At 72.1% G+C, this 26,551-nt stretch carries 19 protein-coding genes; 12 read left to right on the top strand and 7 right to left on the bottom strand.

Features of this window, described 5'->3' with window-relative positions; all coding sequences use genetic code 11:
• Positions 1-148: 148 nt before the first annotated feature.
• From WMF14_RS05325 to WMF14_RS05315, 3 genes are all read right to left on the bottom strand, one after another.
• Positions 149-787, bottom strand: coding sequence for a hypothetical protein (locus WMF14_RS05325; RefSeq protein ID WP_437799108.1), 639 nt, complete (start codon positions 785-787; stop codon positions 149-151).
• Positions 788-848: 61 nt separating this feature from the next.
• The gene (locus WMF14_RS05320) at positions 849-1,094 is read right to left on the bottom strand and encodes a hypothetical protein (RefSeq protein ID WP_437799107.1); all 246 of its coding nucleotides are present in this window, start codon (positions 1,092-1,094) and stop codon (positions 849-851) included.
• A gap of 60 nt (positions 1,095-1,154) precedes the next feature.
• Positions 1,155-2,132: a YegS/Rv2252/BmrU family lipid kinase gene (locus tag WMF14_RS05315; protein ID WP_437799106.1), complete on the bottom strand. Its 978-nt coding sequence runs from the start codon at positions 2,130-2,132 to the stop codon at positions 1,155-1,157.
• Positions 2,133-2,335: 203 nt separating this feature from the next.
• On the opposite strand from WMF14_RS05315, the gene WMF14_RS05310 reads away from it, so the two are divergent.
• Entirely contained in the window at positions 2,336-5,416 is a 3,081-nt protein-coding gene (locus WMF14_RS05310) for a PEP/pyruvate-binding domain-containing protein (protein ID WP_437799105.1), read from the top strand.
• Between the two features lie 216 nt (positions 5,417-5,632).
• The gene (locus WMF14_RS05305) at positions 5,633-6,145 is read left to right on the top strand and encodes a DUF1993 domain-containing protein (RefSeq protein WP_437799104.1); all 513 of its coding nucleotides are present in this window, start codon (positions 5,633-5,635) and stop codon (positions 6,143-6,145) included.
• A gap of 85 nt (positions 6,146-6,230) precedes the next feature.
• Here WMF14_RS05305 and WMF14_RS05300 read toward each other — a convergent pair whose 3' ends face one another.
• Positions 6,231-6,932: a type 1 glutamine amidotransferase domain-containing protein gene (locus WMF14_RS05300; protein WP_437799103.1), complete on the bottom strand. Its 702-nt coding sequence runs from the start codon at positions 6,930-6,932 to the stop codon at positions 6,231-6,233.
• Positions 6,933-7,075: 143 nt separating this feature from the next.
• On the opposite strand from WMF14_RS05300, the gene WMF14_RS05295 reads away from it, so the two are divergent.
• The gene (locus tag WMF14_RS05295; protein ID WP_437799102.1) at positions 7,076-7,981 is read left to right on the top strand and encodes a LysR family transcriptional regulator; all 906 of its coding nucleotides are present in this window, start codon (positions 7,076-7,078) and stop codon (positions 7,979-7,981) included.
• Between the two features lie 56 nt (positions 7,982-8,037).
• Here the strand turns inward: WMF14_RS05295 and WMF14_RS05290 are convergent, their stop codons facing one another.
• The 3 genes from WMF14_RS05290 to WMF14_RS05280 all read right to left on the bottom strand — a co-directional run bounded on the left by WMF14_RS05290 (position 8,038) and on the right by WMF14_RS05280 (position 14,405).
• Entirely contained in the window at positions 8,038-9,987 is a 1,950-nt protein-coding gene (locus WMF14_RS05290) for an FG-GAP repeat protein (protein WP_437799101.1), read from the bottom strand.
• 315 nt (positions 9,988-10,302) lie between these two features.
• Entirely contained in the window at positions 10,303-12,339 is a 2,037-nt protein-coding gene (locus WMF14_RS05285) for a sulfatase-like hydrolase/transferase (protein WP_437799100.1), read from the bottom strand.
• Between the two features lie 5 nt (positions 12,340-12,344).
• Positions 12,345-14,405, bottom strand: a complete 2,061-nt coding sequence (locus WMF14_RS05280) for a sulfatase-like hydrolase/transferase (RefSeq protein WP_437799099.1) — start codon at positions 14,403-14,405, stop codon at positions 12,345-12,347.
• 154 nt (positions 14,406-14,559) lie between these two features.
• On the opposite strand from WMF14_RS05280, the gene WMF14_RS05275 reads away from it, so the two are divergent.
• From WMF14_RS05275 to WMF14_RS05235, 9 genes are all read left to right on the top strand, one after another.
• Positions 14,560-15,834, top strand: a complete 1,275-nt coding sequence (locus WMF14_RS05275) for a SprT-like domain-containing protein (protein ID WP_437799098.1) — start codon at positions 14,560-14,562, stop codon at positions 15,832-15,834.
• A gap of 123 nt (positions 15,835-15,957) precedes the next feature.
• Complete coding sequence (locus WMF14_RS05270) at positions 15,958-16,488, top strand: SRPBCC family protein (protein ID WP_437799097.1); 531 nt, start codon at positions 15,958-15,960, stop codon at positions 16,486-16,488.
• 444 nt (positions 16,489-16,932) lie between these two features.
• Positions 16,933-18,387, top strand: coding sequence for a sensor histidine kinase (locus WMF14_RS05265; protein ID WP_437799096.1), 1,455 nt, complete (start codon positions 16,933-16,935; stop codon positions 18,385-18,387).
• Between the two features lie 369 nt (positions 18,388-18,756).
• Entirely contained in the window at positions 18,757-19,158 is a 402-nt protein-coding gene (locus WMF14_RS05260; protein WP_272100296.1) for a c-type cytochrome, read from the top strand.
• A 138-nt stretch (positions 19,159-19,296) separates the two neighbouring features.
• Positions 19,297-21,897, top strand: coding sequence for a transglycosylase SLT domain-containing protein (locus WMF14_RS05255; RefSeq protein WP_437799095.1), 2,601 nt, complete (start codon positions 19,297-19,299; stop codon positions 21,895-21,897).
• A gap of 125 nt (positions 21,898-22,022) precedes the next feature.
• A complete protein-coding gene (locus WMF14_RS05250; protein ID WP_437799094.1) occupies positions 22,023-23,444 on the top strand; it encodes a protein kinase domain-containing protein in 1,422 nt (473 codons plus the stop codon).
• 4 nt (positions 23,445-23,448) lie between these two features.
• The gene (locus WMF14_RS05245) at positions 23,449-24,528 is read left to right on the top strand and encodes a dipeptidase (protein ID WP_272100291.1); all 1,080 of its coding nucleotides are present in this window, start codon (positions 23,449-23,451) and stop codon (positions 24,526-24,528) included.
• A gap of 47 nt (positions 24,529-24,575) precedes the next feature.
• A complete protein-coding gene (locus tag WMF14_RS05240) occupies positions 24,576-25,766 on the top strand; it encodes a hypothetical protein (RefSeq protein ID WP_437799093.1) in 1,191 nt (396 codons plus the stop codon).
• 233 nt (positions 25,767-25,999) lie between these two features.
• Positions 26,000-26,545 (top strand): DUF1232 domain-containing protein, encoded by a 546-nt coding sequence (locus WMF14_RS05235; protein ID WP_272100287.1) that lies wholly within the window; start codon positions 26,000-26,002, stop codon positions 26,543-26,545.
• Positions 26,546-26,551 lie beyond the last annotated feature (6 nt).

Raw genomic sequence — 26,551 nt, 5'->3', positions numbered from 1 at the left:
GTCGGTCCCGTCCATCCCGTCTATCACGCCGGGATGGCCGGGGAAAGGCGCGGTCGGCAGCGCGGCTGGCGCTTAGCCGCGAGCCAGCGCGGCGTTCGGTGCCGGAGCGGGGAGCAGGCGGCCCGAGGCGCGCCGGGTCCGCCTCCGATCACCCGTCGCTTGGCGTCGTGAAGAGCTGGAAGCAGCCAACGCCGAGCTTGCCGCAAGCCCCGTCGAGCAGAGTGTCGCCCCTGTCGGTTTGCTCGTAGAAAGCCATGGTGAGCGCGCTGCACGCGGGGAGCACACCGCGCGTGTACGCTCGCATCTCGGCGGCGCAGGCGTCGATCTCCGCGATGGTGGCCGTGCACTGCCTCGGCTGGCCGCAGGGCTCTGCTTCGACCTCCACGAGGGCCTGCTCTATCAGCTGCTCTGCCTGGCTCGGGTCGGCCATGCACCCCTCGACCAGCTCGGAGCACTTCGCCTGCAGCTCGGCGTCGTTGGTCCCGGGGTCGTCCCCGTACGCCGCGCCGAGCACGCCCTGCATGAGGCACACGTACTCGACGGTCACCTCCTCGGCGCTGCAGCGGCGATACCCCTTGCACGCCTGCTCGACCTCCGCTGGCGAGAGCTCGCTGACGAGCGCCGACGTGTCGAGTCCGGAGCAGGACGCAGCCCCGGAGCCCCCGCCCTCCGTCGAACCCGTCGAGCCGCTCGGCGTCGCCCCGTCGTCGTCTCCCCCGCAGCCCAGCCCCGAGAGGCCGCAAGCCACGCACGCGCCCACCACCCCAGCCCAGAACGTCGTTCGCATTCCTCTGCACTCCCGATGAAAGGTCAAGAATCGAGCCCTGCCGCGGCAGAACCACGTTTCCTTACGCCGGGCGGCTTCGATTCCTCCCTGACGAGTCCGTCACGATGCTGCTCGCCGCGCCGCCGCAACCCCAGAACGTGGTCGTAGTCGTGGTCGTGGTCGTGGTCGTGGTCGTGGTCGTGGTCGTGGTCGTGGTCGTGGTCGTGGTCGTCAACGATAGGCCGTGAACGACCACGACCACGACCACGACCACGTAAACGACCACGACCACGACCACGTAAACGACCACGTAAACGTAAACGACCACGACCACGATCCGGCCCCGGTCGTCTGGATCTTCCCCGGGCCTTCGTGGCCCGAGCGCGCTTCACCGCTTCGGCTCGACCTCGAGCTCGGGCAACCCCGCGAGCTTCACCTCGACGTCCGCGGCGGGCGGCGCCTCACGCGCCTCCTCGCGGAGGGGCGCCATGACCATCAGGGCGCGCGGGAGGCACTCCACCACGAGCGGAGTCGTCCCGGACTCCTCGCCGTCGATGAGCACGTTCTGGGGCGGCTCGGTGGTGATGCTGACCCGCCGGGCGGCGAGGAAACCGACGTTGTCGCGCTCGGCCGGCTCGCCGTCGATCGCGGTCCTCAGGAGGTGCAGCCCGGTCGCGACCGCCTCGACCAGCGTCGTGGCCGACACGATGGTGAGGTCGAGCCGCCCGTCGTCGGGGGACAGGACGGGCGGCCCCTGCGCCAGCACCGTGCGCGGAGGCGCCATGTTCGCGACGGTCACCGCGACCGCACGGCAGTGGATCCGCTGGTCCTCCGTCTCGATCTCGACCGCGAACGGCTCGAGGCTCATCAGCTTCTTGAGCCCGGTGCGGATGTACGCGAGCACACCCCAGCGCTGCTTCTCGTCCTGCGGGGTCTCGCCGACCGTGTCGGCGTGCAGCCCGACCGCCGAGAGCAGGATCATGGTCTTCCCATTGGCGCGGGCGGCGTCGATGCGCGTCGGCTCGCCGTGCACGAGCACCTCGATCGCGCCCTCCAGGTCGTCGGGGATTCCCAGGGAGTGCGCGATCGAGTTCGCTGTTCCGAGCGGCAGGATGCCCAGGCACGCATCGGTCCCGAGGAGCGCGGACGCCACGCTGGAGATCGTCCCGTCGCCGCCCGCCGCGATCACCAGGGAAGCGCCTTCGCGGCGCGCTGCATCGGCGCAGGCGGCGGCAGAGCGATCCGCGCTCGTCTCGTAGACGCTCAGCGTGAGCTCGCGCTGGAGCCGGGCAGGCAGCGACTCGACCACATCACCCGCATGGCCCGCAGCAGGGTTGACGATCAGCGCCGCTCTCCGCTCGGTCATGGCGGCATCGTAGAACGCCGAACCGGTTGAAACCCCAAGAAAAATCGGCAGGGTGGCCGCGAGCAGCGCCAGCGCGAGCGGCCGCGCCGCGGCCGTACGGCTGTGCCTGCGTGCGCCACGCGCGCGACAGCGACGCCCCGCCGCGCAGCCCCGAGGCGCCGCTCATCGCACGGTGGCACGGCAGTTGTACCGCGATGTTGTTCATGAGACTTCAGCGAATCGGTCGACCGGCTTGCCTTGCGCTCGCGCTCCTCGGCGCGGGGACGCTCGCCGCCTGCGGAGAGGACTCGTCAGAGGCGACGGGTGGCAGCGGCGCCACGAGCAGCGGGGGCGCCACCGGCGGCGAAGGAGGCGCGGGCGGCGACGGCGGGGGGAATGGCGGGAGCGCCGGAGGCGGCGCTTCATGGCCCGTCGACACCTACCCGATCGACATCACTCCATCGGAGGACTGGAAGAACCAGATCACCTTCCCCTTCGAGCCCTTCGCCGCCTGGCCCGCGACCTTCCAGCCGCCGGGCTGGGTGAAGTTCACCGTGCTGATGCACGATCCCACCAAGGTCTATTACCAGGACAGCAACAAGTTCCCGTTCCACGGCGAGTTCGCCACGACGCGGCTCGACCCGTTCTTCGACATGTCGCAGTCCGAGTTCGACCAGGTCTCGCTGCACGAGGAGGGGCAGAAGGCCATCCTCGGCGCCGTGCTCTTCCCGCCGACCCCGGAGAGCGTGCCGGAGTACGGCATCCAGCTGGTCCGCCAGGACGCCTACGATCCCGAGGTGGCGCGCGTCGTCCTGGAGCTCGTGAAGGACAGTGTCATCGCGCCCCAGGGGGCGAAGCCCTTCTATTTCCCGACGTACGAGCAATCGGCGTCGGCCGCGGAGAACAGCGCGTTCTTCGAGGCGAGCGGGTTCCCGGTGAGCTCGGTCGAGCGGTGGCTGGACGGCGACGCGTGTTATGCGACGGGCTGGGCCGTGGGCCGGCTCCGCTATGTCCCGCCGGACGCGATCGACGCCGCGTATGCGAGCGGCGAGCTCCGGGCCGAGGACATCCTGCTCACCGACTCCATCCCTGCGGAGGTGCCTTATGTGGCGGGCATCGTCTCGCTGTCACCCGCGACGCCGAACGCGCACACCGCCCTCCTCGCGACCTCGTTCGGCATCCCGTTCGTCTACCTCGGCGATCCGGTCGCCGCGGAGGCGGCGAAGGCGCTCGACGGCGAGGAGGTCGCGCTGCGGGCCTCGCTGCAGTACGGGGCCATCTGCCGCGCCGCGCTCTTCGAGGCCGGAGGGATCGCGCCGGCGGACAGGGAGCAGCTCCTCGCGCTGAAGCGGCCCGGCAAGCTCGGAATCCAGCCCAAGGAGCGCCTCGGCGCCTACGCCGGGTCCACCGAGGATCTCGGCCCCGCGGAGATCGTCCATTTCGGGGGCAAGGCCGCGAACTATGGCCTGCTGCGGGACGCCATCCCGGAGAGCTCCGATGTCGCGGTCGCGCTGTCGTTCGATCTCTGGGACGATTTCCTCGATCAGGTCATGCCCGGCGGCCGCACGCTGCGCGCCGAGATCGCGGAGCGCCTCGCAGGCCACAGCTACCCGCCCGACATGCTGGCGCTCAAGGCCGATCTCGCGGCCATCCGCGCGCGGATCACCGGGGAGACCGCCTTCTCGGCGGGGCAGCGGCAGGCGATCGAGGCGGCGCTCGAGGGCTTCACGCCCACGAAGAAGATCCGGTTCCGGAGCTCGACCAACGTGGAGGACAGCGCCGTCTTCACGGGCGCGGGCCTCTACGACAGCTACAGCGGCTGCCTGGCCGACGATCGGGACGCGGACCAGGACGGGCCGAGCCTGTGCGACCCCGGCGAGGCCGGCGAGCGCGGCGTATTCCGCGCGATCCGCAAGGTGTACGCGAGCTTCTACAACGACAACGCCTTCCTCGCCCGGCTCCTCCACGGCGTGGACGAGGCGGAGGTCGGCATGGGCGTCCTCGTCCATCACTCCTATCCTGACGAGGACGAGATGGCGAACGGCGTCGCGACGCTCACGCGGCGCGAGCTGGTCAATGACCAGATCCAGATCGTGACGCAGCTCGGGGCGACGTCCGTCACCAACCCGGAAGGCGGAGCGCAGCCGGAGGTCGTGACCGCGAGCCTCTTCGACCAGGAGACCTCCATTTACCTCCTGTCCGGCTCGACGCTCGTCCCGCTCGGCGGCCACGTGATGCGATGGGAGGACGATTACCAGGCGCTCGCCGCCCTGCTCGGCCGCGTCGAGGCGCGGTTCAGCGAGCTGAACCCCGGCAGGAAGTCGTTCCTGCTCGATTACGAGTTCAAGAAGATGAAGCCTGGGAACCTCGTCGTGAAGCAGGTGCGCGAGGTCGCGCTCCCGGACACGACGCCGAGCCTCACGCCGTTCCTGCTCGACGAGCCCCGGGAGGTCTGCACCTTCCAGGGCGAGTTCGGCGACGTGTTCGCGAACCACCGGCTCAAGGTGCGCGCGACGCTCTCGGCGAAGAGCGGGTTCCTCACGCCGGCGGCGCTCGCCGGCGCGCTCTTCGAGGACGCGCGGCTCGACTACCTCTCCGGTGGATCGGTGGCGACGCTCTCGGGGAGCCCCGCTGGGTGGCCGGCCGCGTCCCACGCGTACGATAGCGAGACGACCACGGACTCCTTCGTGGACGGCGCCGGGGCCTCGGCGATCACGTATTCGCTCGCCGCCTCCCCGGTGCCCGAGCTCCTGCCGCCGTCGCTGGGCCCGCTGGTCGCGCTGCGCGACGTCGGGATGATGCTGAGCGCCGCCTACGCCACGCCCGTGCCGGCGCTCGACTGGGACGGCACGCCGCTCGACGTGTCCTCGGAGGTGGTACAGCTCGACGCCTGCCCCGCGGACGGCCCCGCGATGGCGGGCGCGCTGCTCCAGGAGCGCTCGCTCTCATGGACGTCCGGCGTCGCGGTGGAGACCTTGTTCTACTGGCCGCCGGGCCCCACGGGCCCCACGGCGGGGTACACGGCGCCGCTCCACAAGTGGGTGGGGACGCGCATCGAGGGGCTGACGAGCGCTCCGATCGTGCTCAAGGGCTACCACGCGCAGACGTACCACCCGCAGCACCACAACTTCTCGGAAGATTTCATCTTCGAGCCCCGCCTCGAGCCCGGCCTGGATCCCGCGATCCTCGCCGAGCTGGAGCAGAAGGGCATCCGGCTGATCTATGTCCGGACGTCGGACGGCGGCGGGGAGAGCGCGAAGCTGTGGACCCTCGATCCAGCGGGCGTGTTCCACCAGGTCGACTGATCGGCGCCCGGGCGGCCTGCGGAGCCCCGGTGAACCCCGCCGCCGCCTGAGGCTCCGCCGGGCGCGTCACTCGTCCTCGAAGCGCACAACCGGGCTCGGCTGCCGCTCCAGGCGACCGCGCGGCGTGGACCGAGGCCGGCGCGCGCGCGGAGTTGACGCGCGGAGGCTGCGGGTGGACCAGAAGCGCCGGCTGTTCCTGCTGACGAGGAGAAGATCATGAGCCTTTACGACAGCTCGTTCCCCCAGATGACTCGCATGCTCGGCCAGGTCCTGGTCTGGCTCGACAAGGCGGAGGCCTACGCACAGCAGAAGAAGTTCGATCCGGAGGTGCTCCTCGCCGCGCGCCTCGCGCCCGATCAGTGGCCCCTTAGGCGTCAGATCCAGAACATCATCGCCTGGCCCCTGCGGCTGGGCGCGCTCCTCACCGGCGCCGAGCTGCCGCAGCTCGAGACGGGCAACGAGACGATCGCGGAGCTGCGCGCGCGCATCGGCAAGACGATCGAGCAGCTGAAGGCGCTGAAGCCGGAGCAGCTGAAGGGCGCGGAGGACCGCACGATCCCGCTCTTCTTCCTGCCGGGCAAGGGCATGAAGGCCCCGGACTTCGTGTTCCAGTTCGCGCTCCCCAACTTCTACTTCCACGCCACCACCGCGTACTCGATCCTGCGGCACAACGGGCTCGACGTCGGCAAGTCCGACTTCATCGGGTCGCTCGACCTCCGCGACCTGTGACCGAGGCGGCCTCCGCCTCCCCGCCGGCCTGCGACCCCGACCCCTTCCCCTCGGGCGCTGGGCCTCGGCCCAGCGCGGCGCTCGCTCAGCGCGCGCTCTCCCTCGGCTCCTGCTCGGCGAGCGCCGCGAGCGTCTCCTGCGCGACCCGCGCCGACGACGCAGGGTTCTGCCCGGTGACGAGCCGGCCATCCCGGACGGCGAACGGCTTCCACACCGGCCCTCGCTCGTAGCGCGCGCCCAGGGAGCGCAGTCGCGATTCGAGGGCGAACGGGACGACGGCCGCGAGGCCCACGGCCTGCTCCTCCTCGTCCGAGAAGGCGCTCACGCGACGCCCCTTCACGAGGGGCTCGCCGCTCGCGAGCCGGACGTTCACGAGCGCGCCGGGGCCGTGGCACACGGCGGCGACCACCTTGCCCTGATCGAACGCGCGGCCGAGCAGCCTCGCCGTGGCGGCGTCCTCGGCGAGATCCCACATCACGCCGTGGCCACCGACGACGAAGTACGCGTCGTGGTCACCGGCGATCCCGTCGATGCGGAGCGTCGACGAGAGCTTCGCCTTCGCCCGCTCGTCCTCGAGAAACGCGCGCACGGCGTCGGACGGATCCTCGGCGCTCTTCGGGTCGGCCGGCGGCTTGCCGCCCTGAGGCGACGCGATGTCGACGTCCGCCCCGGCCTCTATGAACGCGCGGTACGGCGCGGCGAGCTCCTCGAGCCAGAACCCGGTCGGTTGCCCGGTCTCGCCGAGGCGTGCATGGCTGGTGACGATCAAGAGAACCCTCGCGTTCATGGCGTCTCGCTCCTCTGGGCGCCTCTGCGCCCGTTGCGGTCGCGCCCCTCGCGCCCGAGGCGCTCGGGCCCGCGGTGACGGGATGAACCTAGGCCCTCGAGACGATGCAAACCAGCGAGATGATCTCACGCTATAGATGAGCCATGCTCATCAATTACGAGCTGCTCCGGACCCTGCTCGAGGCCGGCGTCGCGCCCACCTTCGCCGAGGCGGCGAGGCGCCGCCGCGTCACGCCGTCGGCCGTGAGCCACCAGATCAAGACGCTGGAGGCGCAGCTCGGCGTCCCGCTGTTCGAGCGGGTCGGGCGCAACGCGCGGCTCCTGCCGGCGGGCGAGGGCCTGGTCGGCGCGCTGCGCGAGGCGTTCGCGCGCATCGACGACGCGCTCGCCGCGGCGTCGGACGACCACCGCGAGGTCCGCGGGGCCGTGCGCATCGGCGGGCCGGGCCCGTTCTCCCGCATGTGGCTGCGGCCCCGGCTCGCTCGGCTCCTCCGCGAGCACCCCGAGCTCGTCATCGACGTGCGCTTCGACGTGCCCTCGGTGCTCGCGCGGCGCCTGCTCGCGGGGGACGACGATCTGAGCCTGCTCGTGAGCGCCGAGGACACCCCGGGGCTCGAGGCGCGGCCCGTCTACGTCGAGGAGTTCTCGGCGGTCGCGTCGCCTGCGATCCTCGGAGCGCGCGGCCGCCCGGAGACGGCGCGGGAGCTCGCAGAGCACAGGTTCGTGGTCTTCGACGCGGATCTCGCGATGCACGCCGCGTGGTGGCGGGCCTCGTTCGGCAAGAAGGCCCCGCTGCCCCCGAAGATCGCCTGCCGCATCACGAGCCTGGACGAGATGCTGGCGCTCGTGATCGCGGGCGTCGGGATCGCCGTCCTGCCGAACTACTTCATCGCCGAGGCGGTCGCGGCGAAGCAGGTCGTCGCGGTGGGGCCGCGGCCGGCCAAGGGGCGCCGGGGCGCCAGGAACACCATCCACCTGGCCTGGCGCAAGGGCGCGGCGCAGACCGCGCGCTTCCGGGCCGTGCAGGCGGCGCTGCTGGAGGAGGGCTGAGCGCCGAGCGCGGGCTCACCGGCCCGCGCGCGGCTCGGCCGGACGGCCGGAGAGGGTCAGATGTCCTCGAGCACGAAGACGTACGCCGAGCCCGACGCGCTCCCGAAATCGTCGTCAGAGGGCGCGCCCACCACGACGGTATCCCCGTCGAGCGCGACCGCATTGCCGAAGTTGTCGTAGCTGGCTCCGTCGGAGGCAAAGAGCTCTTGCTGCTGCGTCCAGGTGGACCCGGAGCGCTCGAAGACGTACGCCGCCCCCGTGTCGGAGACACTGGCAGCATCGCCGCCCGTGGCGCCGATGACGGCCCTGTCGCCCTGGATCGCGACGGAGATCCCGAAGGCGTCATAGGAAGCCGCCCCCGTGGGGGCGAGCACCTGCTGCCCGGTCCAGCTGGAGCCAGAACGAACGAAAACGTAAGCAGCGCCCGAGCTGTTCGACGGATTCCAGTAGTTAGAGGCCCCCACGAGCACGGTGTCTCCGTTGATCGCCACGCTCTCGCCGAAGAACGTCCCCGAGCCCGTCCCAAACTTCACGAGCTTTGCCTGCTGCGTCCAGCTGGAGCCAGAACGAACGAAGACGTAGGCAGAACCCTGGTTGGAGGACGGGGCGTCATCCTGGGGCGAGCCGACGACGATGCTATCCCCGCTGATCGAGACCGACCAGCCGAACTCGTCGTACTGGGCGGCATCGTCGGGGATGAGCTCTTGCTGCTCGGTCCAGGTGGACCCGGAGCGGGTGAATACCCAGGCTGCGCCGTCGTTGGGGACCGAATGGTCATGGTAATGACTGCTGGCAACGAGGGTGTCTCCGTCCAGCGCGACCGACCAGCCAAAGGAGTCGCTTGCAACAGCGTCGCTGGCGTAGAGCTTCTGCTCCAGGGTCCAGCTGGAACCCGAGCCGACGAAGACGTAGACCGCGCCGACGGAGGAGGCGCCGCCCGAGCCGCTCTTGGCGGGCGCCGCGGCGGCGATGGTACCCCCGCTGATCGCGACGGAGTAGCCAAGCCACCCGCATCCATCCATGCCTGGATCGGGGCACGTGAGCCTGGCCTGCTGGGTCCAGGTGGAGCCGGAGCGGGTGAAGACGTAGACCCCGCCATTGTTTCTCAGGCTCCCGCCGACCGTCGTCGTCGTGTAGTAGGCACCCACGACAGCCGTATCGCCGCTGATTGCGACCGATCTGCCGAAGAGGCTGTTGGCTGTCCCGTCCCCGGGCAGCAGCTTCTCCTCCTCCGTCCAGACGAGCGGGTCGACGACCACCGGATACACCGCCCCGGTGTCGTCGACCTGGAGCGACACCTGGCCCGCATTCACGGCCAGCTTGGCTGGCAGCACCTTCCCCATCGCATCGACCACGTGCAGGTCCGTGTAGCGCACCACCGCCTGCCCCTCGGCGTCCCGCCATTCGACGGCGTCCCCGCCCTCGGCGAGGGCCGCCTCCAGCGAGCTGTGGGCCTCCAGCGCGACGGTCACCGGCCCACCGCCCGCGGCCCTGCACGCGGGCGCCGAGGCCAGCGTGAAGCCCTGCTCCAGTCCCAGCGGCCCGTTGACGTACCACTCCACGAGGTCCCCGCGCCGGTACTCGATGCGCCCCTCGGCGGTCGTGGGCGCCGTGGCCTGCACGGGATCGAGCGCGCCGCCGCAGCCATAACCCACAGTGGCGACCGACCAGCGCCAGTCGCCCTGCCCCTCGCTCGGCGCGATCGTCACCCCCGACGTGGTGAGCTCCGCGCTGAACCGCTGCGCCGGGTTCTGCGCCCGGACCGCCGCTCCCCCTTGCTCCGCGCGGTATGCCTCCGAGGCCCCTGCCTGCACGGCAGCGATGTAGGCGGCCCGCAGCCCCGGCGGCATCATCGCGTGCTGGCTCGACCGCGGGGCCGTGGCATCGACGACCTCCGTACCGAGAGGCGCATCCCCCACCTCGGCGTCAACGGCGCACGAGGCGCTACCCACCACCACAACGCATGTCAGCCCGAACAACCCACCCAGCAGATTTCTCCGCACCATGTTTTCCTCGCTTTGCAAAAGAGAGGAATCCAGATATTGGTTTTTTAGCTTACAGTCAACAGGGCCGAACGATTTCCGCGGCGGCGATGGGGTTCAGGCCCTCTGCACGGTGATGTCGGTGCTTTCAGAAGAGTACGGCAGGATCCCCACGTGCGGATCCCTCACGCGATCTCCCCATTCCCATTCGGGAGATGAGGTGAGCTTTCAGTGAAAGCTGCGTGACATCCCGCAGAGCAAGCGCGATTTCGTCCGCGAGGGCGTTCGACAGCCGCAGAGACGCGCACGCCCAGGCGCAGCGAGCGCTCACCGGAAGGCTCACCCGCCCCAGTCGACCTTCGGCCTCCCCGGCGGCGTGACGTTCGGCATCTCGTGGAAGAGCCCCCGCGCAAGGTCGGGCAGCGGCGCGCACGCCTGCTCGCCCAGGTTGGTGAGCTCCAGCGGGTCGTCGAGCACGTTGAAGCAATGGTACTCGCCGTCCCACTCGCGCGCCTCGATCTTCATCGGCCCCTGCATCATCCCCCAGTTGCGGAACGCGCAGCCCCACACCCACGTGCAGTTCGTGAGCGGCATCGGCGCGACCGTGCGCTCCGGCCGCGTCAACGGATGCCCGATCATCCGCCGGCGGAACGGATCGAGGCCCGGCTCGTCCCAGAGGCCCATCAGATCGAGGAACGTCGGCGCCAGGTCGAGGTGCCACACGAACGTGTCCTTCGCGCTTTCGATGCTCGCCCGCTCCTCCGGCGCGAGCGTCCCCTCCGGCGCGTCGACCCACGTCGGGACGAGGATCTCCTCGTCCCAGAGCGAGCTCGTGTGGCCGAGCTGCCAGTGCTCCCGGAACGACTCGCCATGATCCGACGTGTACACGATGACCGTGCGCTCGCCGCTCGGCGCCCCGCGGATGTGCTCGATGAGCCGGCCGACCGCCATGTCCGACAGGTAAACGACGTTCTTGTAGTAGTTCTTGAAGTGCTCGTTCTTCTCGGGCGCCTTGGTCAGCTCGCTTGGTTGAAACGGTGAATGGAGCGGATCGCTCACGTACGGGAAATGGACGTTCGAGTAATGGACGACCGCGAAGAACGGCTCGACGAGCTCGTCCCACTCCTCGATCACCCGATCCGTGAGCTGCCGATCATAGGCGCCGTAATCGAGGTCGGCGCCCGGATCGAGCTGGGTCGCGACCGCCCTGTGCGAGACCGGGATATCCTGCACATAGAGCCGAGCGTTCCCGAACATGAGGTTCTGGCTCGTCCAGTACGCGGTGTCCCACCCGGCCGCATGGGCGTAATCCCAGAGCAGGGGGGCAGAGCCAAGCACAGCGAGGCTCTCCGTCGGAGGGACGCCGGACCAGATGTTCGAGATGGAGATGGCCGTCGTCGAGTCGTGAGCGCGCATCTGCAGGAGCGGCATGCGGCGGGGCGCGGCGGCGTTGGAGAACGGAGTCGCCTTGTCGCAGGCCGGGTCGTACGCGACGCACGTCACGTCCGCCCGCTGGCTCTCCTGCAGGATGAGCACCACGTTCCGCGGCCGCGCAGGCCGCGCCGAGAGCCGCGGCACGCGCTCCGGGTGGCGGCGCTGCACCCGCAGATCCGGCGAGTCGTTCGTGATGCCGAGGTGCTCCTTCACCAGGGCGGTGATGCCGTGGAAGTAGATCATGTCGGCCGACGACGACTGGATCACCCGGTAGCTCACCGGGATCATCGCCACGCCGGCCAGCGCGAGCGGCACGACCGCGGCGGCGAGGCGCCGCCGGAGCCGCCGGGGGCGCACGAGCCGGCGGGAGAGCCGGAGCGCCCCAAGGGCGAACCCGAGCGCGACGGCGAAGTGGGCGATCACGCTCGGGTGCCCGAGCGGGAGCGTGCCCACGATCGACCAGGGGATCGACTGGGAGTGGATCTGGGAGTCGATCGAACAGTAGATGTTGTAGAGGGCGTGGAAGCCCCCCTGGACGCCGCACGCGAGCGTGAAGAGCGCGACGAACAGCGCGCCCACGGCGCCGCGCGCCGCGCCGCGGCGGCCCGAGGCGACGTAGAGCAAGAGGCCCCAGAACCCCAGCGACGCCGCCACGGTCGCGGCGTACCCCGCGGCGTGCGGCCGATCGAACGTGGTCATGTGGCGGGCCCGGCGCAGCACGTCGAGGACAAGGAGCCAGAGCGCCGGCGAGGCCAGGAGAGCAACGCTGATCAGCCGGCCGCGGCGGAGCGCGGCCTTCCGCGCGGCGCGCGGGCGGGCGCGGGCGAGGTCGCGAGCGTCGGCGCGCGCGGGGCGATCGTCCGCGTGCGCGGGCAGGCTGATGGCGGGGGACGCGGGCGGCTCGGCGAGCGCGCCGCCCTCTCGGTCGATGTCCTGGGTCATCCGGATCAGTCGTGGCGAGGCACCGCCGCGAGGTCGCGGAGGTGGGCGGGGACGTCGACGCTGCCGGCGGGGCCGCCGTAGAGGGCGTCCGCGAGCCGGGGCAGGTCGCCGCAGGCGGCCGGCCCGAGGTCGCGCTGCTCGCGGGGGTCGGCGAGCACGTCGTAGCAGTGCCAGGCAGTGTCCCAGGCGCGGGATTCGAGCTTCATGTTGCCGCGCATCATCCCCCAGTTCTTGAACGCGCAGCCCCAGATCCCTGTGCAGTTCGTGAGCGCCAGCGCCGCCGGCCCCGGCGACGGCCGCAGCAGGCTGTGCCCGACCATCGCCGCCCGGTACTCCGCGAGCGCCGGCTCCTCCCAGAGGCCCATCAGGTCGAGCACGGTCGGCGTGACATCGGTGTGGAAGACGGGCTCGTCCCGGGCCGCGCGCAGCGCGCCCTCCTCCGCGGCCGTCAGGGTGCCCGGCGGCGCGTCGACCCATCCGGGCACCCGGATCTCCTCGTCGAGGATCGAGCCCGTGTGGCCGAGCTGGCCGTGCTCCCGGAACGCCTCGCCGTGGTCCGACGTGAAGACGATGACCGTGCGCTCGCCGACCGGAGAGCTGCGGACGAAGCGGATGAGCTCCGCGATGGCCGCGTCCTGACGGTGGACCGCGTTCCTGTAGAAGTTGCGGTACGCCTCGTTGTCGTCCGGCGCCTTGCTCTCGAGGGCGGGCTGGAACGGCGCGTCCTCCGGGTCGACGAGGTAGGGGACGTGGGTGTTCCCGAAGTGAGCGACCGCGAGGAACGGCTCGCGCAGCGAGAGCACCTCGGACTGGACGTGCGCCGACAGCAGCCGGTCGTCGGCCCCGAGATCGATGTCGGCGAGCGGATCGAGCTCGGTCGCGCCGCACTGGTGCGAGACCGGCAGGTCCTGCACGTAGAGGCGCGAGTTGGCGAACATCATGTGGTGGCTCGTCCAGTAGGCGCTGTCGAAGCCGGCGGCGTGCGCGTAGTCGAAGACGAGCGGCGCCGTGTGGAGCGCCTCGCGGGTCGCTGTCGGCTGGAGGCCGGACCAGAGCACCGCGAGCCCGATCGCCGTCGTCGAGGCGTTCGAGCGCATCTGCGTGAGCGGGAGCCGATCGGGGACCGCCGCGTCGATGCGCGGCGTGCCGGGGCACGCGACGGGCGCCTCGCCGGCAGGGACGCCGACGCCGACGGGCGCGCGCGCCGAGCACGTCGCGTCGGCGCGCACGCTCTCGGTCAGGATGAAGAGGACGTTGCGCGGCGGGCCCTGCTTCGGGGTGACCGGCGGCAGCGAGGGCGGCGTGCGGAGCCCGGGGCGCACCTGCGCCGTGGTCTGGACGCCGGCGAGCTCCTTGAGCAGGCCGCCGATCGCGTGGAAGTAGATGACGTCGGGCGTGGAGGCCTGCACCGTGCGGTAGGAGCACGGCAGGACGAACGCGGCCACCACGACCGCGGGCGCGGCGAGGCGGGCGGCGCGGGCCCACGCCGTGCGGCCGGGCCGCACGATCCGCCGGCCCAGCCACACGAGCGCGATCGCGAGCAGGAGCGGCGGGAGGACCGAGCGGAGGAAGTTCTCGCCGTCGGCCCGGAGCTGGCCGAAGAGGCTGGCCGAGAGCGAGGTCCCGAAGAGCGTTGCGTCGAGGTTGAGGTACGTCGCGTACTGGCGGTGGAAGTAGAGCTGGCCGCCGAGCGACAGCGTCGCGAGCGCCACGAAGAGCAGCGCCGCGAGCCACCGCGACGCGCCCCGCCGCGACGAGGCCGCGAAGAGCAGGAGCCCCCAGAGCGCGGCGCTCTCGACCATCGCGCCGACGTAGCTCGCGATGTGCTTCCCGCCCAGATCGAGCAGGCGATCGCCGCGGATGTGGACGTCCGCCACCACGATGAGGAGCAGCGGGAGCGCGAGGAACAGGCGGCCGTAACGGCGGCGGACGCGGGCGACGGCGCGCAGCCGCGCGCGCGCCGCGGCGCGATCTGCGCCCAGATCGCGGGCGAGGCCGCGAGACGAGCGGCTTGCGGCGTCGGCCTCGACCGACGGGGGATCGTTGAGCGCCTTGGAGCGGAGCACGGAGGCGCGCGAGTTTACCGAGGACGTGGCGTACCGGGAACGTTTCTGAGTCGGCTCGGTGGCATCGGGGTGACGGCGCCGGCCGGGATTGCCCGCCCGGGGGGACGAGAAAACCCTTCGACCGCCGCGCGAGGCGTGCCATGGAGGCGTTCGCATGGCGGAGCAGCTCTTCCTGAACGGGATCCGCGGCGCGCAGCAGGCCCCCGGGGCCGCGGCGCCGCCGGCCGAACCCGCGTCGACCGAGGCCGCCGCGCAGCCCGAGCCGCGGCCGACACCGGGCGCGCCGGCGCCCGAGCCGCCGCTCGAGGCGGCGGCCAGGCTCAGCGCCGAGCTGGAGGCCGCGCTCGTGCGCGAGCTCATGGCGGCGTACCAGAGCCTGAACTACACGCATTTCCGGCGAAAGCTGCGGTCTGCGTCCATCGAGCTGTCCGACGCCGCGAGCCGGCTCGGGCGATGGGTCTCGGAGGCGCGCGCGATCGAGATCTCGCGGCCGCTCGTCCTGACGCAGCCGTGGGGCGTCGTGATCGAGGTGCTGAAGCACGAGATGGCGCACCAGTACGTGCACGAGGTGCTGGGCGTCAGGGACGAGGCGGCGCACGGGCCGGCGTTCCGCGAGGTGTGCACGCGCCTCGGCATCGACGGGACGGCGGCCGGGATGCCGGCCGCGGGGCGCTCGCCGGCGGATCCGGCCGCGCGCGGCGACGGGGACGCGTCGGAGGCGAGCGTGGACGCCCGGATCCTCGATCGCATCGCGCGGCTGCTCGCGCTCGCCGACAGCCCGAACGCGAACGAGGCGCAGGCGGCGATGAGCGCCGCGCAGCGGCTGATGCTGAAGTACAACCTCGACGTCGCGAAGGCGCGCGCCGCGCGGCAGTACGGCTTCCGCCACCTCGGCGCGCCGAGCGGGCGCGTGGGCGAGACCGAGCGGATCGTCGGCGGCATCCTCGGGAAGCACTTCTTCGTCGAGGCGATCTGGGTGCCTGTCTACGTGCCGCTCGAGGGCAAGCGGGGCAGCGTCCTCGAGATCTGCGGGACGCCGGCGAACCTGGAGATGGCGGCCTACGTGCACGCGTTCCTGCACCACACGGCCGAGCAGCTGTGGCGCGAGCACAAGCGGACCCACGAGGTGAAGGGCAACAAGGACCGGCGGACCTACCAGGCCGGGGTGATGCTCGGGTTCCTCGAGAAGCTGAACACGGAGCGGAAGGTGTCCGCGGAGCAGGGGCTCGTCTGGGTGAGGGACGCCGATCTGGACGGCTACTATCGGACGCGCCACCCGCACGTGCAGCACCTGCGCCACGCGGGCAACCAGCGGACGGCGGCGCACGCGCACGGGCGCGAGGCGGGGCGAAAGATCGTCCTTCACCGCCCGATGCAGGGGGCGACGGGCAACCGGGGCATGCTGCTGCCGCCCGGCAAGAAGGGCTGAGCTCGCGACGCCGGATCCGGGCCGCGCGACTCGGACGGACGACGGGGACGAAGAGGACGACGAGAACGACGGGAGAAGGCGCAGCGCCGGCGTCTCGGCGGCGGCGCGCGCCCGACGCGCTCGTTGACGGAGAAGGAGCGGTTCCGGCACGATGGCACGGCGCGCGGGCCAACCTGGGAGAAGAACGAGATGCCGCTCCTGTTCACCATTGAAGAGCGCTTCGATGCCTCGCCCGAGGACGTCTTCCGGCTCGCGACCGACATCGATTCGTTCGGCGACTGGATGCCCAATTTCGTGCGTGCAGAGAAGCTCACGGGCGCCGTCGTCGGCAAGGGCGCGATGTGGCGTGAGACCCGCAAGATGTTCGGCAAGGAATCGACCGAGCTGTTCGAGGTGACGGCAGCGGAGCCTGGCAAGCGTCTGGACCTCTTCGTCGACGGGCAGAAGGGCACCACGGGGCGGGGGGCCTACCGCTTCCGGTATGTCTTCGAGCCCGAGGGCGCCGGCACGCTGCTCAAGATGGAGGGCGAGATCGCCGGGATGGGCTGGTTCATGGAGACGGTGGGGCGGCTGTTCATCGGCAGCTTCAAGAAGGCGGTGCACGGGGATCTCAAGGCGATGAAGACGCACCTGGAGCGACGGCGGGCGAGCTAGCGCTGCGCCGCTCGGCCCCTGGAGAGGCGCTGGTCCCGGTCGCCCGGCCCCCGGAGAGGGTGTCCGTGGAACGGCGCGGGGGCCCCACCGAACTCGCCCGATCGACGTCCTCTCTCCGGCGCGCTGCGCACGCCGGAGAGAGGACGTCGATCGGGCTCAGACAACGGTCCGTCCCCCGCGCCGTTCCACGGACACCCTCTCCGGGGGCCTCTTCGGTGTTCATCAAGCTCGTTCGGTCGCGCTCGGAGCACCAAGCCCGACCCCCCAGCGCTCACCAACGTAATCGTGAACGTGGTCGGTTTATCATCCCTCGACACGAGCCGAGGGGACATATCCCTCGACACGAGCCTAGACGACATTCGCTGATGCAGCGAGGGCGATCCTGCGCGGCTCCGGCGCGCTTCCCGCGTTGCGCTGGGGCGGACGGCGTAACAGCATCCCGGAATGGAGATGAGAGGGCGGAAGGACGCGGCGAGGTCGAAGTCTTCTCTTATGCTCGATCGGCTGCCGTCTATCCTGCTGCCGCTGTTTGCGGCGTTCTTCGTGGCTATCGCGAGCTTCGTGATCTCCGCTGGCTACGCAGAGCACCGGGCCACCGAGATCGACGCGGCGGCCATGAGCTTGGCGGAGAACGCCACGCCGAGCATCATGGCCCTGGCGGCCGCGCGCGCCGAGCTGAGGCATACCCAGGCGCTCCTGAGCGACCTTGTCAACGACGCCGCGCTAGGCCGCCCGCGCGACCGCCACGAGCTCGACGAGGCGCGCGACAATCTATCCCGGAGCATCGACGCCTACCTCGGCATGCCCGTCTATCCGGGCGAGCTCAAGCAATGGCAGACCGTCGCGCAGGCGCTCGGCAAGCTCGATCTGGACACCGATCGGGCCCTCTCGCTGGTGGCGAACGGCCATCCGGACGAGGCCAACAAGCTCGTGGACGGCGCGCTGCGGGTGGACTTCAATTCGACGAGCGAGGCTGTGATGGACAGCATCGAGCTCAACGCGCGGCAGGCACGTCATCTGGCGATCGAGATCGCAGCCAACCGTGTCCGCTCTCGTGGGATCGCGCTCGTGCTCAACACGGCGAGCGTGACGTTCGCGGTGCTGGCCTGCGCGGCGGCCGCCGTGCAGATCCGGCGCCATGTGAGGCTGCTCTGGCAGCAGGGCGTGCTCCTGGAGCGTCGAGCGGATGAGCTCGAGCAGTTCGCCGGCCGGGTCGCGCACGACGTGCTGAGCCCCCTCGGCGCGGTTGCGCTCGCGCTCGACCTCGCCCTGCGGCGGTACGGTGAGGGAGAACCGGCGCGCAAGGCGCTCGAACGGGGCCGGCAGGCCATCATGCGAGTCAAGCGCATGACCGACGGACTCCTGGAGTTCGCTCGCGCGGGCGCGAGGCCGGAGCCAGGCGCGCGCGCCGAGGTGCGCCCCGTCGTCGACGATCTCATGGCCGAGCTCGTCCCTGACGCGGCAGAGCTCGGCGCGGAGCTCTGCGTCGAGCCCTTCGCTCCGTGCGCGGTGGCCGCGAGCCCCGGCGTGCTGACCAGCATCCTCGCCAACCTGATCCGCAACGCGCTCAAGTACCTCGGCGACGCGGCGGTCTGTCGCGTCGTGATCCGGGTGCTCGACGAGAGAGATGCTGTGCGGATCGAGGTGGAGGACACCGGGCCCGGCATCGCGCCGGCCCTCGAGCAGATGGTGTTCGAGCCCCATGTCCGAGCGCAAGGCGCTCGAGTGCCGGGCCTCGGCCTGGGACTCGCCACCGTCAAACGCTTGACCGAGGCGCACGGCGGCCGCGTGGGGCTCCGCACGGTCGTGGGCAAAGGGAGCCTCTTTTGGTTCGAGCTGCCCAGCGCGAGCGCCGCGTCAGCGCGCGCGTTCGAGATCGGCTCGAGCACCAGCCCGTGACCTCCCGGATACTGCGCCCGGTCGCTCTGCGAGCGACGCGAGGACGCCGCTCGCGAAAGAGCGGCGCATCGGCGAGCGGGAGACCCACAGGCCGTGGAGCGAAGGCTGCCTCATCGTCGATGCATGGATCCCCATGGCGCCTCGAACTTGTACAAGGTTGCCCCCTCGGGCGACCCGCGGCGCCTCGCACTTGTACAAGGTTGCCCCCCTCGGACGACCCCGGTTTCTTTCCGTTCACACCGATCCGTCTTTGTTGACCCGGTGCGCCACCCCAGGCACCATCGGCGCGCAGCGCCCGGCCGGCCTGCATGGCTGGAGGCTCGACTCCGGCTCGCTCCCCTTCCCCTAACAAGCTGTTGAGGTGCTTTGATGCCCGTTCGTACGATGCTTTTGCTCTGCTTCGCGCCCTTCGTCATTGGCGCTCTCCAAGGTTGCGGCGGTGATGACGGCGGGGGCGACACCTCCGGGGGATCGCCGCTCGGTGAATGTCCGCCGGACTCGGCCGCGCAGGCGGATACGGGCTACCAGGCGCTCCAGACCCAGTGCGCGCCCTGTCATTTGTCGAGCTCGGAGGGCGCGTCGCGCATCGGCGCTCCGGAAGACGTCAACGTCGACGACGCCGCCAGCGTCAGGGCCGAGGCGGCGGAGATCCTCGCGGAGATCCGGATCGGCGGAGCGAATGGCGGGGACGGGATGCCCATCGGCTCGAAGCTCTCCGACGACACGATCGAGGCCATCCGGGTCTACCTCGCCTGCGACGCGGCCCAGTAACGCCGCGCCCGCCACGCCCACTTTTCTCACGTCCGAACGCCGGCGCGCCAGCTCACGAGAGGGCGCTCCGGCGGCTCCCCGGCGCGCCGCTCGCCTCGATACGCTGTGCGACCGCGCGATCCGGAGTATGGTGCAGGCATGTTCAGGCTGGATGCCCGCTCCGGGGCCGCCGCGCTCGTGCTGGCCACCACGCTCGCGCTGACCGCCTCGCTCGGCGCCTCGTGCGCCGGCGCGCCCGCCGCGAAGCGTGGGGCGACGGCCTGCCCGCCGCTCTGCCCGCAGCCGGTGGCCTCGCCGAGCGCAGCGCCGCCGGGGCCCGTCGTCCCGGGCACGCCGGGCGAGGCGCCGGCGTTCGACCCCGAGCGCCTCACCCTCGTGCTCGACGACCCGCGGCTCGCGCAGGTGCAGAAGCTCGTCGAGCAGGAGGCGTACGCAGGCGCGGCCGCGGCGATGGCCCAGGCGCTCTCGGCGCCCCTGTCGCCCGCGGACGCGGCGGCGTTCCGCTACCAGCTCGGGCGGCTGCGCGCCCTCGCGGGCGATCCCCTGGGCGCCGCGAAGGAGTACGACGCCGCCGCGGCGGCGGGCGGGCCGCTCGCGGATCACGCGAGGTTCGCGGCGGCCGATCTCCTCGCCAGGGCGGGGCAGCCTGACGCGGCGCTCGAGCGCGCGCGCGCCGTCGCGTCGGACGTCGCGATCGCCGACGAGCTCGATCGGGTCGTCGCCGGCGCGCTCGCCGACAAGGGCGACATCGAGGGCGCGGCCGCGCGCTGGCGCGCGTACCTCTCCCGCAGCTTGCCGGCGTCGACGTGGGTGCCCGAGGCGCTCCGCTTCGCGCGCGCGCTGCTCCGCCACCCGAGCGAAGAGCACGCCGAGGAGGCGGTCCGCGTCGCCCGGCGCGTCATCGACGAGGCGCCGGGCGGCGCCGGCGCCGGGGAGGCGAAGGAGATCCAGGACCAGGCCCTGTCGACGCTGCCGTTCGCGCAGCGCAAGCCGTTCCTCGATCTGGGCCCCGCCGATCTGCTGGCCCGCGCGCGCGCCTTGCTCGCCTCGCGCCAGGACAAAGAAGCGCTCGCCGTCACCGACGCGCTGATCGCCCTCCCCGAGGCGCAGGCGCCCTCGGCCTTCGCCTGCGACGCGTTCGCCGCGCGCGGCGAGGCGCTCGGGCGCCTCCGGCGGCGGGCCGAGGCCGCCGACCTCTTCGGCACGGCGATCGAGCGCTGCGGGCCGGCTGCGCCCGCCGCCGCAAGCGCGGCGCCCGCCGCCGCAGGCGTCGCGCCCGCCGCCGCAGGTGCGAGCGCGCCCGCCGCCGCAGCCGTGGCGCCCGCCCCCGCGAGCGGACCGCCCGCCCCGCGGCGGCCCGAGACCCTCTACAACGCCGGGCGCGCGTCGCTCCGCGTCGATCGGCACGCCGAGGCGGCCGCGCGCTTCGCGCTGCTCGAGAAGGAATACCCGGATCACCGGCTCGCGGACGACGCGCGCTACCTCGGCGCGCGCGCGCTGCTCGGGCTCGGGGACCAGGCGCAGTTCGTGCAGCTGCTCACCGCCATGCCCGACGACTACCCGTCGGGCGACATGGTCGCCGACGGCCTGTTCGAGCTCGCGCTCTTCGAGATGGAGCGCGGCGACTGGGCGGGCGCGGTCAGGCCGCTCGAGCGCGCGCTCGAGCGGTTCCCGCACGAGCGCGCGTACCACGCCGCCGGCAGGCTCCCCTATTACCTCGGGCGCGCCCACATCGAGACGGGCTCGCCCGACAAGGGGAAGGCGCTGCTCGAGCAGGTGATCCGCGACTACCCGCTCTCTTTCTACATGGCGCTCTCCCACGCGCGGCTCGCCGACGTGGACCCGGCCGCCGCCCAGCGCGCCCTGTCTGCGGCCCTGGAGCGCGACGCGAGCGCGCCGTACACCGAGCTCAGGAGCCCGCTCTTCGCGCAGCCCGCCTTCACGCGCGCGGTCGAGCTCGCGCGCCAGGGGGAAGCGAGGCTCGCGCGGCGCGAGCTCGACCTGCTCGGCGTCGGGGGCAAGACGGCGCCGCGCGAGGTGATGTGGGCCTCGGCGTTCCTGCTGGCGCGCGCGGGCGCGCTGCCGCAGTCGTACAGCATCCTGCGCACCGCCATGGCGGCGCCGACGGCCGTCGAGCTCGCGGGCGAGTGGGTCGATCACTACCCGGTCGGGCGCTGGCGCGGCGCGTGGGAGCTCGCCTTTCCGCGCCCCTTCGTGGACGTCGTCACCGCGGAGACCAAGCGGAGCGGGATCCCAGAGGCCCTCGCCTACGCGATCATGCGCGAGGAGTCGGCCTTCGACCCGAGGGTGGCCTCGCCGGCTCAAGCGTTCGGGCTGATGCAGCTCATCGTGCCGACCGCGAAGCGGGTGGCCAAGCCGCTCGGGCTGCCGTGGAGCGCCGACGCGCTGAAGCGCCCCGAGGTCAACATCGCGCTCGGCTGCCGTTACCTCTCGGAGCTGCGCGGCCAGTTCTCGGACAACCCGCTGCTGGCGATCCCCGCCTACAACGCGGGGGGCGGCGCGCCGAAGCGATGGATCGCGGAGCGCCCCTCGCAGAGCTTCGACCTGTGGGTCGAGCGCATCCCGTACGAGGAGACGCGGCTCTACACGAAGCGCGTGATGACGAGCCTCGCCGTCTACGAGCTCCTCTACGCCGGCGCTCAGCCGGGCGAGGCCCTGCGGACGCCGCTCCCCGCGAGCCCGGCCGCGCGCTCGGCCGTGGCGAACGCCGCGCCCTGACCCGCGCTGGCGGAAGCCGCGCGCCGAAGCGCCGGCGGAAGCCGCGCGCCGAAGCGCCGGCGGAAGCCGCGCGCCGCCGAGGTTTCGGCGAGCGGGCCGCGGTGAAGCTTTGGTAGAGTCCGCGTGTGATCGACCCATCGAGCCCTTCCCATCAGCTCGTGGGCGCCGTGCTCAACGGGCGCTTCCGGATCGTGCGTCTCCTCGGCGAGGGGGGCATGGGCGCGGTCTACGAGGCCGAGAGCCTGCGCGGCGAGGGCAAGCGGGCGATCAAGGTGCTCCACCCCGAGTTCACGCAGGAGGAGCAGGTCCTCCACCGGTTCTTCGCCGAGGCCGAGGCGACGAGGGGATTCGCCCACCAGAACATCGCCTCGGTCTTCGAGGCGACCCGCGCCGAGGACGGCACGCCCTACCTCGTCATGGAGCTCCTGCAGGGCGTCCCGCTCTCCGCCTACATCGACGCGGGCAACCCGATCCCGCCGCAGCAGGCCGTGCCGATCATCCACGAGGTGCTCCAGGCGCTCATGGCGGCGCACAGCCACAGGGTGATCCACCGCGATCTGAAGCCGGAGAACCTGTTCCTCATCCGCGATCCGCGCGGGGGCTTCCGCGTGAAGGTGCTCGACTTCGGCATCGCGAAGGTGATGGACGCGGCCGGCGGAATGGGCCTGAAGACCCGCGCTGGCACGCTCCTCGGGACGCCCGGCTACATGAGCCCCGAGCAGATCAAGAACGCGCAGGGCGTCGACGCGCGCGCCGATCTCTGGAGCGTCGGCATCATCTTCTACGAGATGCTCACGGCGACGCAGCCGTTTCCTGCCGAGAACGAGTTCGCGCGGCTCACCGCCGTGCTCGCGAAGGAGGTGCGCCCGATCGAGCAGGTCGCGCCCCACCTCGCGGCCTGGGGCCTCTTCTTCCAGCGCGCCCTCTCCAAGGACGTGGCGGGGCGCTTCCAGACGGCCGAGGAGATGGCGCAGACGCTGGGCGCCATCGCGCATCGCACGGGCATCACGACGCCCAGCGCGCGGCCCGATGCGCCGGCGTCGCCCGCGCTGACGCACCAGCTGCCCTCGCTGCCGCCGCCGCAGCCGCTCCCGAGCGCGACGCTGCCGCCGCAGAACATGGCGCTGCCGCCGCAGAACATGGCGCTGCCGCCGCAGAACATGGCGCTGCCGCCGCAGAACATGGCGCTGCCGCCGCAGAACATGGCGCTGCCGCCGCAGAACGTGACGCAGCCGGTGCAGAGCGTGCCGCCGGTCGGGTCCAGGATCCCGACGGTGCCCCCGCCGCGCATGTCAGCGCCGCCTATCCAGGCGTCCCCGTCGGTGGCGCCCACGGCGACCTTCTCGGCCAGGCCAACCCACATCAGCGCGCAGCAGCCCGCCGGCGTGCCGACGCTCACGGGCGGGCACTACGACGTGCGGGTCGTGGACGTCCCCCTGGCTGCCGAGGGCGGTGGCTCCGAGGGCGCTGCCTGGTGGCTCGTGGGGCTCATCGGGCTCGTGTGCCTCGGGGTCGGCTTCGCGCTCGGCGTGCTGGTGAGCCGGTGAGCGCATGAACGGAAGCGCCCGCATCCGCGCCCTGCTCGCCGTCACCTGCGCCGCCGGCGCCCTGGGCGCGCCGCAGCCCACGCTCGGCGACCCGCCCGCGGAGCCCCCCGTGCCGGTCGTCGATCTGCACGTCGACGTGCCCTGGCAGGTCCACTTCAAGGGGCGCGACAGGCGCCTCGGCGAAGGCCACGCCCGCAGGGAGACGCTCGTCGCGGGCCACTACCTCGGCATCGTGCTGCCGATCTACCTGCCCGACCAGGCGCGCCCCGAGGGCCCGCAGATCGAGGACGCCAGCGCGGTCCTCGCGACGATCGAGGCGATCATCGCCGCGAACCCGGTGTTCCTCCCGCTCGGCGCGGCGCGGGCCGAGCCGGGGAAGATCAGCACCTTCCTCTCGATCGAGGGGGCCGGCGCGTTCGCGGCGGACATCGCGCAGATCGACCGCTTCATCGCGCGCGGCGTGCGGCTCATCAGCCCGAACCACGCGAAGAACTCGCGGCTCTCGTCGTCCGCGACCGGCGAGCCGGCGGCGTACGGGCTGACCGAGCTCGGCAAGCGGTTCTGCGAGCGCGTCTACGAGCAGGGCGCCCTGATCGACGTCTCGCACATCTCAGACGCCGCGTTCGCGGATCTCGTCCCGATCGCCGCGGCGCACGGCGCGCCGATCGTCGCGACCCACTCGAACGCGCGCGCTGTGGCGAACCGGCCGCGCAACCTGACGGACGAGCAGCTGCGGCTCATCGCGCGGAGCGGCGGGGTCGCGGGGCTCAACTTCCACGCCCCCTTCGTGAACGGCACGAACGAGGCGGACGTCGACGACGTGGTCGCGCAGGTCGATCACATGGTCCGCGTGGCCGGCGTCGATCACGTCGCGATCGGCTCGGATTTCGACGGCGGCATCGTCCCGCCGAGGGGGCTCGGCGACGCGTCGGCGCTGCCGTCGCTCGCCGCGCGGCTCAGGCAGCGCGGCATGTCGCGCGAGGACGTCGTGAAGATCTTCTCGCAGAACGCGCTGCGCATCCTCGGCTGGCGGCCGGCGATGGATGCGAAGAGCGCGAGCGCGGCCGGCGGCGCGCGCCCGTAGCCGGAGGCCGCCGCGCGCCGCCCGCGCGATCGTGGTAAACGCCACGCATGCGCAGGGAAGTCGCTCGGCCGGCGCAAGGGCTTCTCGCCCTCGCGCTCTTCGCGTCCATCGCCGGCCCGAGCTGCGCCGAGCTCCCGCACGTCGAGGGCGCCGCCGATGCCTCCTGCCCCGATCTGCGCTGCCAGGGCGACGTCCTCCGGGCCCAGCTCGCCGCGAACCTCGCGCACGTCGAGGGCGCCGGCGAGGCCTCCTGCCCCGAGCTGCGCAGCCCGGGCGACGTCCTCGGGGCCCAGCTCACCGCGGACGCCCGGGCGAACGCGAAGGTGAGGACGTTCGTGCAGGCCGCCAAGGACATGGCGGTCGTGTCGGTCGTCATCGAGGCGCAGGTGGCCGACGCGTGCCGCCGGATGGGCGCGGATCTCGGGATACCCCCCGCGCAGATGGCGCCGCGCGACGAGGTGGGGGGCCAGGCCAGCGGCGCCTGCGGCCCGGTCTCGGCGGCGCTCGACGCCATCTTCCTCCAGGACGCCGGGGTGGGGGTCACGCTGATGCAGCCGGACTGCGAGCCGAGCGGCGCGCGGTGCAGCGGCTCGTGCAACGTGGAGCTGACCCCAGAGGATATCGTGGTGTACTGCGAGCCCACGCAGCTCTCCGGCTACTGCCGGGGCCGCTGCTACGGGCCGTGCGACGGGCGCTGCACCGGGCAGTGCTGGGGGGGGCAGTGCTCCGCCTACGACGCGCAGGGCCGCTGCGTGGGGCAGTGCGACGGCAAGTGCGACGGCGGCTGCGACGACACGTGCCACGAGCGCTGCGCGGGCACCTGGCAGGCGCCGCAGTGCTCCTGGATCGAGTGGCCCCCGAGCGGCGACGCCGAGTGCGAGGCGAGCTGCCGCGCGTACGCGGCCGTCCACGCGGCCTGCACGCCCACGCTGGTCCAGACGCGCGTGGTGCAGGGCGGCGAGATGGCCGCGCGGCTCGCGGCGACGCTGCAGGCCAACCTGCCGGCATTGCTGCACGCCCAGAAGGCGCTCGGCCACCGGCTCCTCGGCGACGCCCAGACGGTGGTCCAGGTCGGCGCCGCGCTCCCGCGGCTCGTGGGCGACGTGGGAGCTCACGCGCTCGCTTGCGTCGCCGGGGCGGCCGAGGCCTCGAAGAGCGCGTCGGAGCGCATCCAGGTGAGCGTGCGCGCGAGCTCGAGCGTCACGGAGCTCGTCGGGTACGGGTTTACGCACCAATGATCGCGGGGCTGCCGCGGGAGAGAGCGCGCGCCGCGCGGTGCGCGCGCTCTCCCGCGGCAGCCCCGATCGACGCGCGCTCGCGCCGGCGACGTGCGCTCGCGCTGCCAAGGACGTCCCGGTCGCAGCGCCCGGCGCCCGCGCCCGAAGCGGCGCCGAGCGCCTTCGCCTGCATGGATGGCATGGACGGCGCCGCGCCGGTCGGACTACCCTCCGGCTCCCGCCGGGAGGATCCCATGACCGATCTCGACGACCGCTGTCTCGACACGTTCCCCGAGTGGCTGCGCAGCCTCGCCTCGGACGCCACGGATCTTGCGGGCCTGCTCGCCTCGCCGGACAGCCCGGAGGCCACGCGCCGCTCGCTCGCGGGGGGCCTCAACTACCTCTTCAAGTCGCTCGACCTCATCCCGGACGGCATCGAGGATCTCGGCTTCCTCGACGACGCCTTCGTGCTGCGCGTCGCCGCGTCCTTCGCCGCTGCGGAGAGCCCGGAGCTGCGCGACCAGGCGCCAGCCCTCGCGCGGCTCGCCCGCGACGCGGAGCTCATCGCCGAGCTGCTCGGCGGCGACTACGCCCGGCTCAAGGGCTACGTGCGCTCGCTGGAGAAGGGCGCCGCGCGCGGCCGCACCGTCGACGACATCCTCGGCGACGAGCAGGTCCGCACCTCGTTCATGCACGAGATCACCGGCTGGGCGTCGAGCTACACCGCTCCGAGCTTCAGCCGTGACGCGAAGAACCTGATCAAGCTGAAGTCCTTCCTCTCCGCCAAGCTCCCGGCCTGATCGCGC

The sequence above is a fragment of the Sorangium sp. So ce693 genome (assembly GCF_051521375.1).
Classification (GTDB): Bacteria; Myxococcota_A; Polyangia; order Polyangiales; family Polyangiaceae; genus Sorangium; species Sorangium atrum.
The sequence above is the reverse complement of the archived record's forward strand: the minus strand, read 5'-3'. Positions and strand labels throughout refer to the sequence as shown.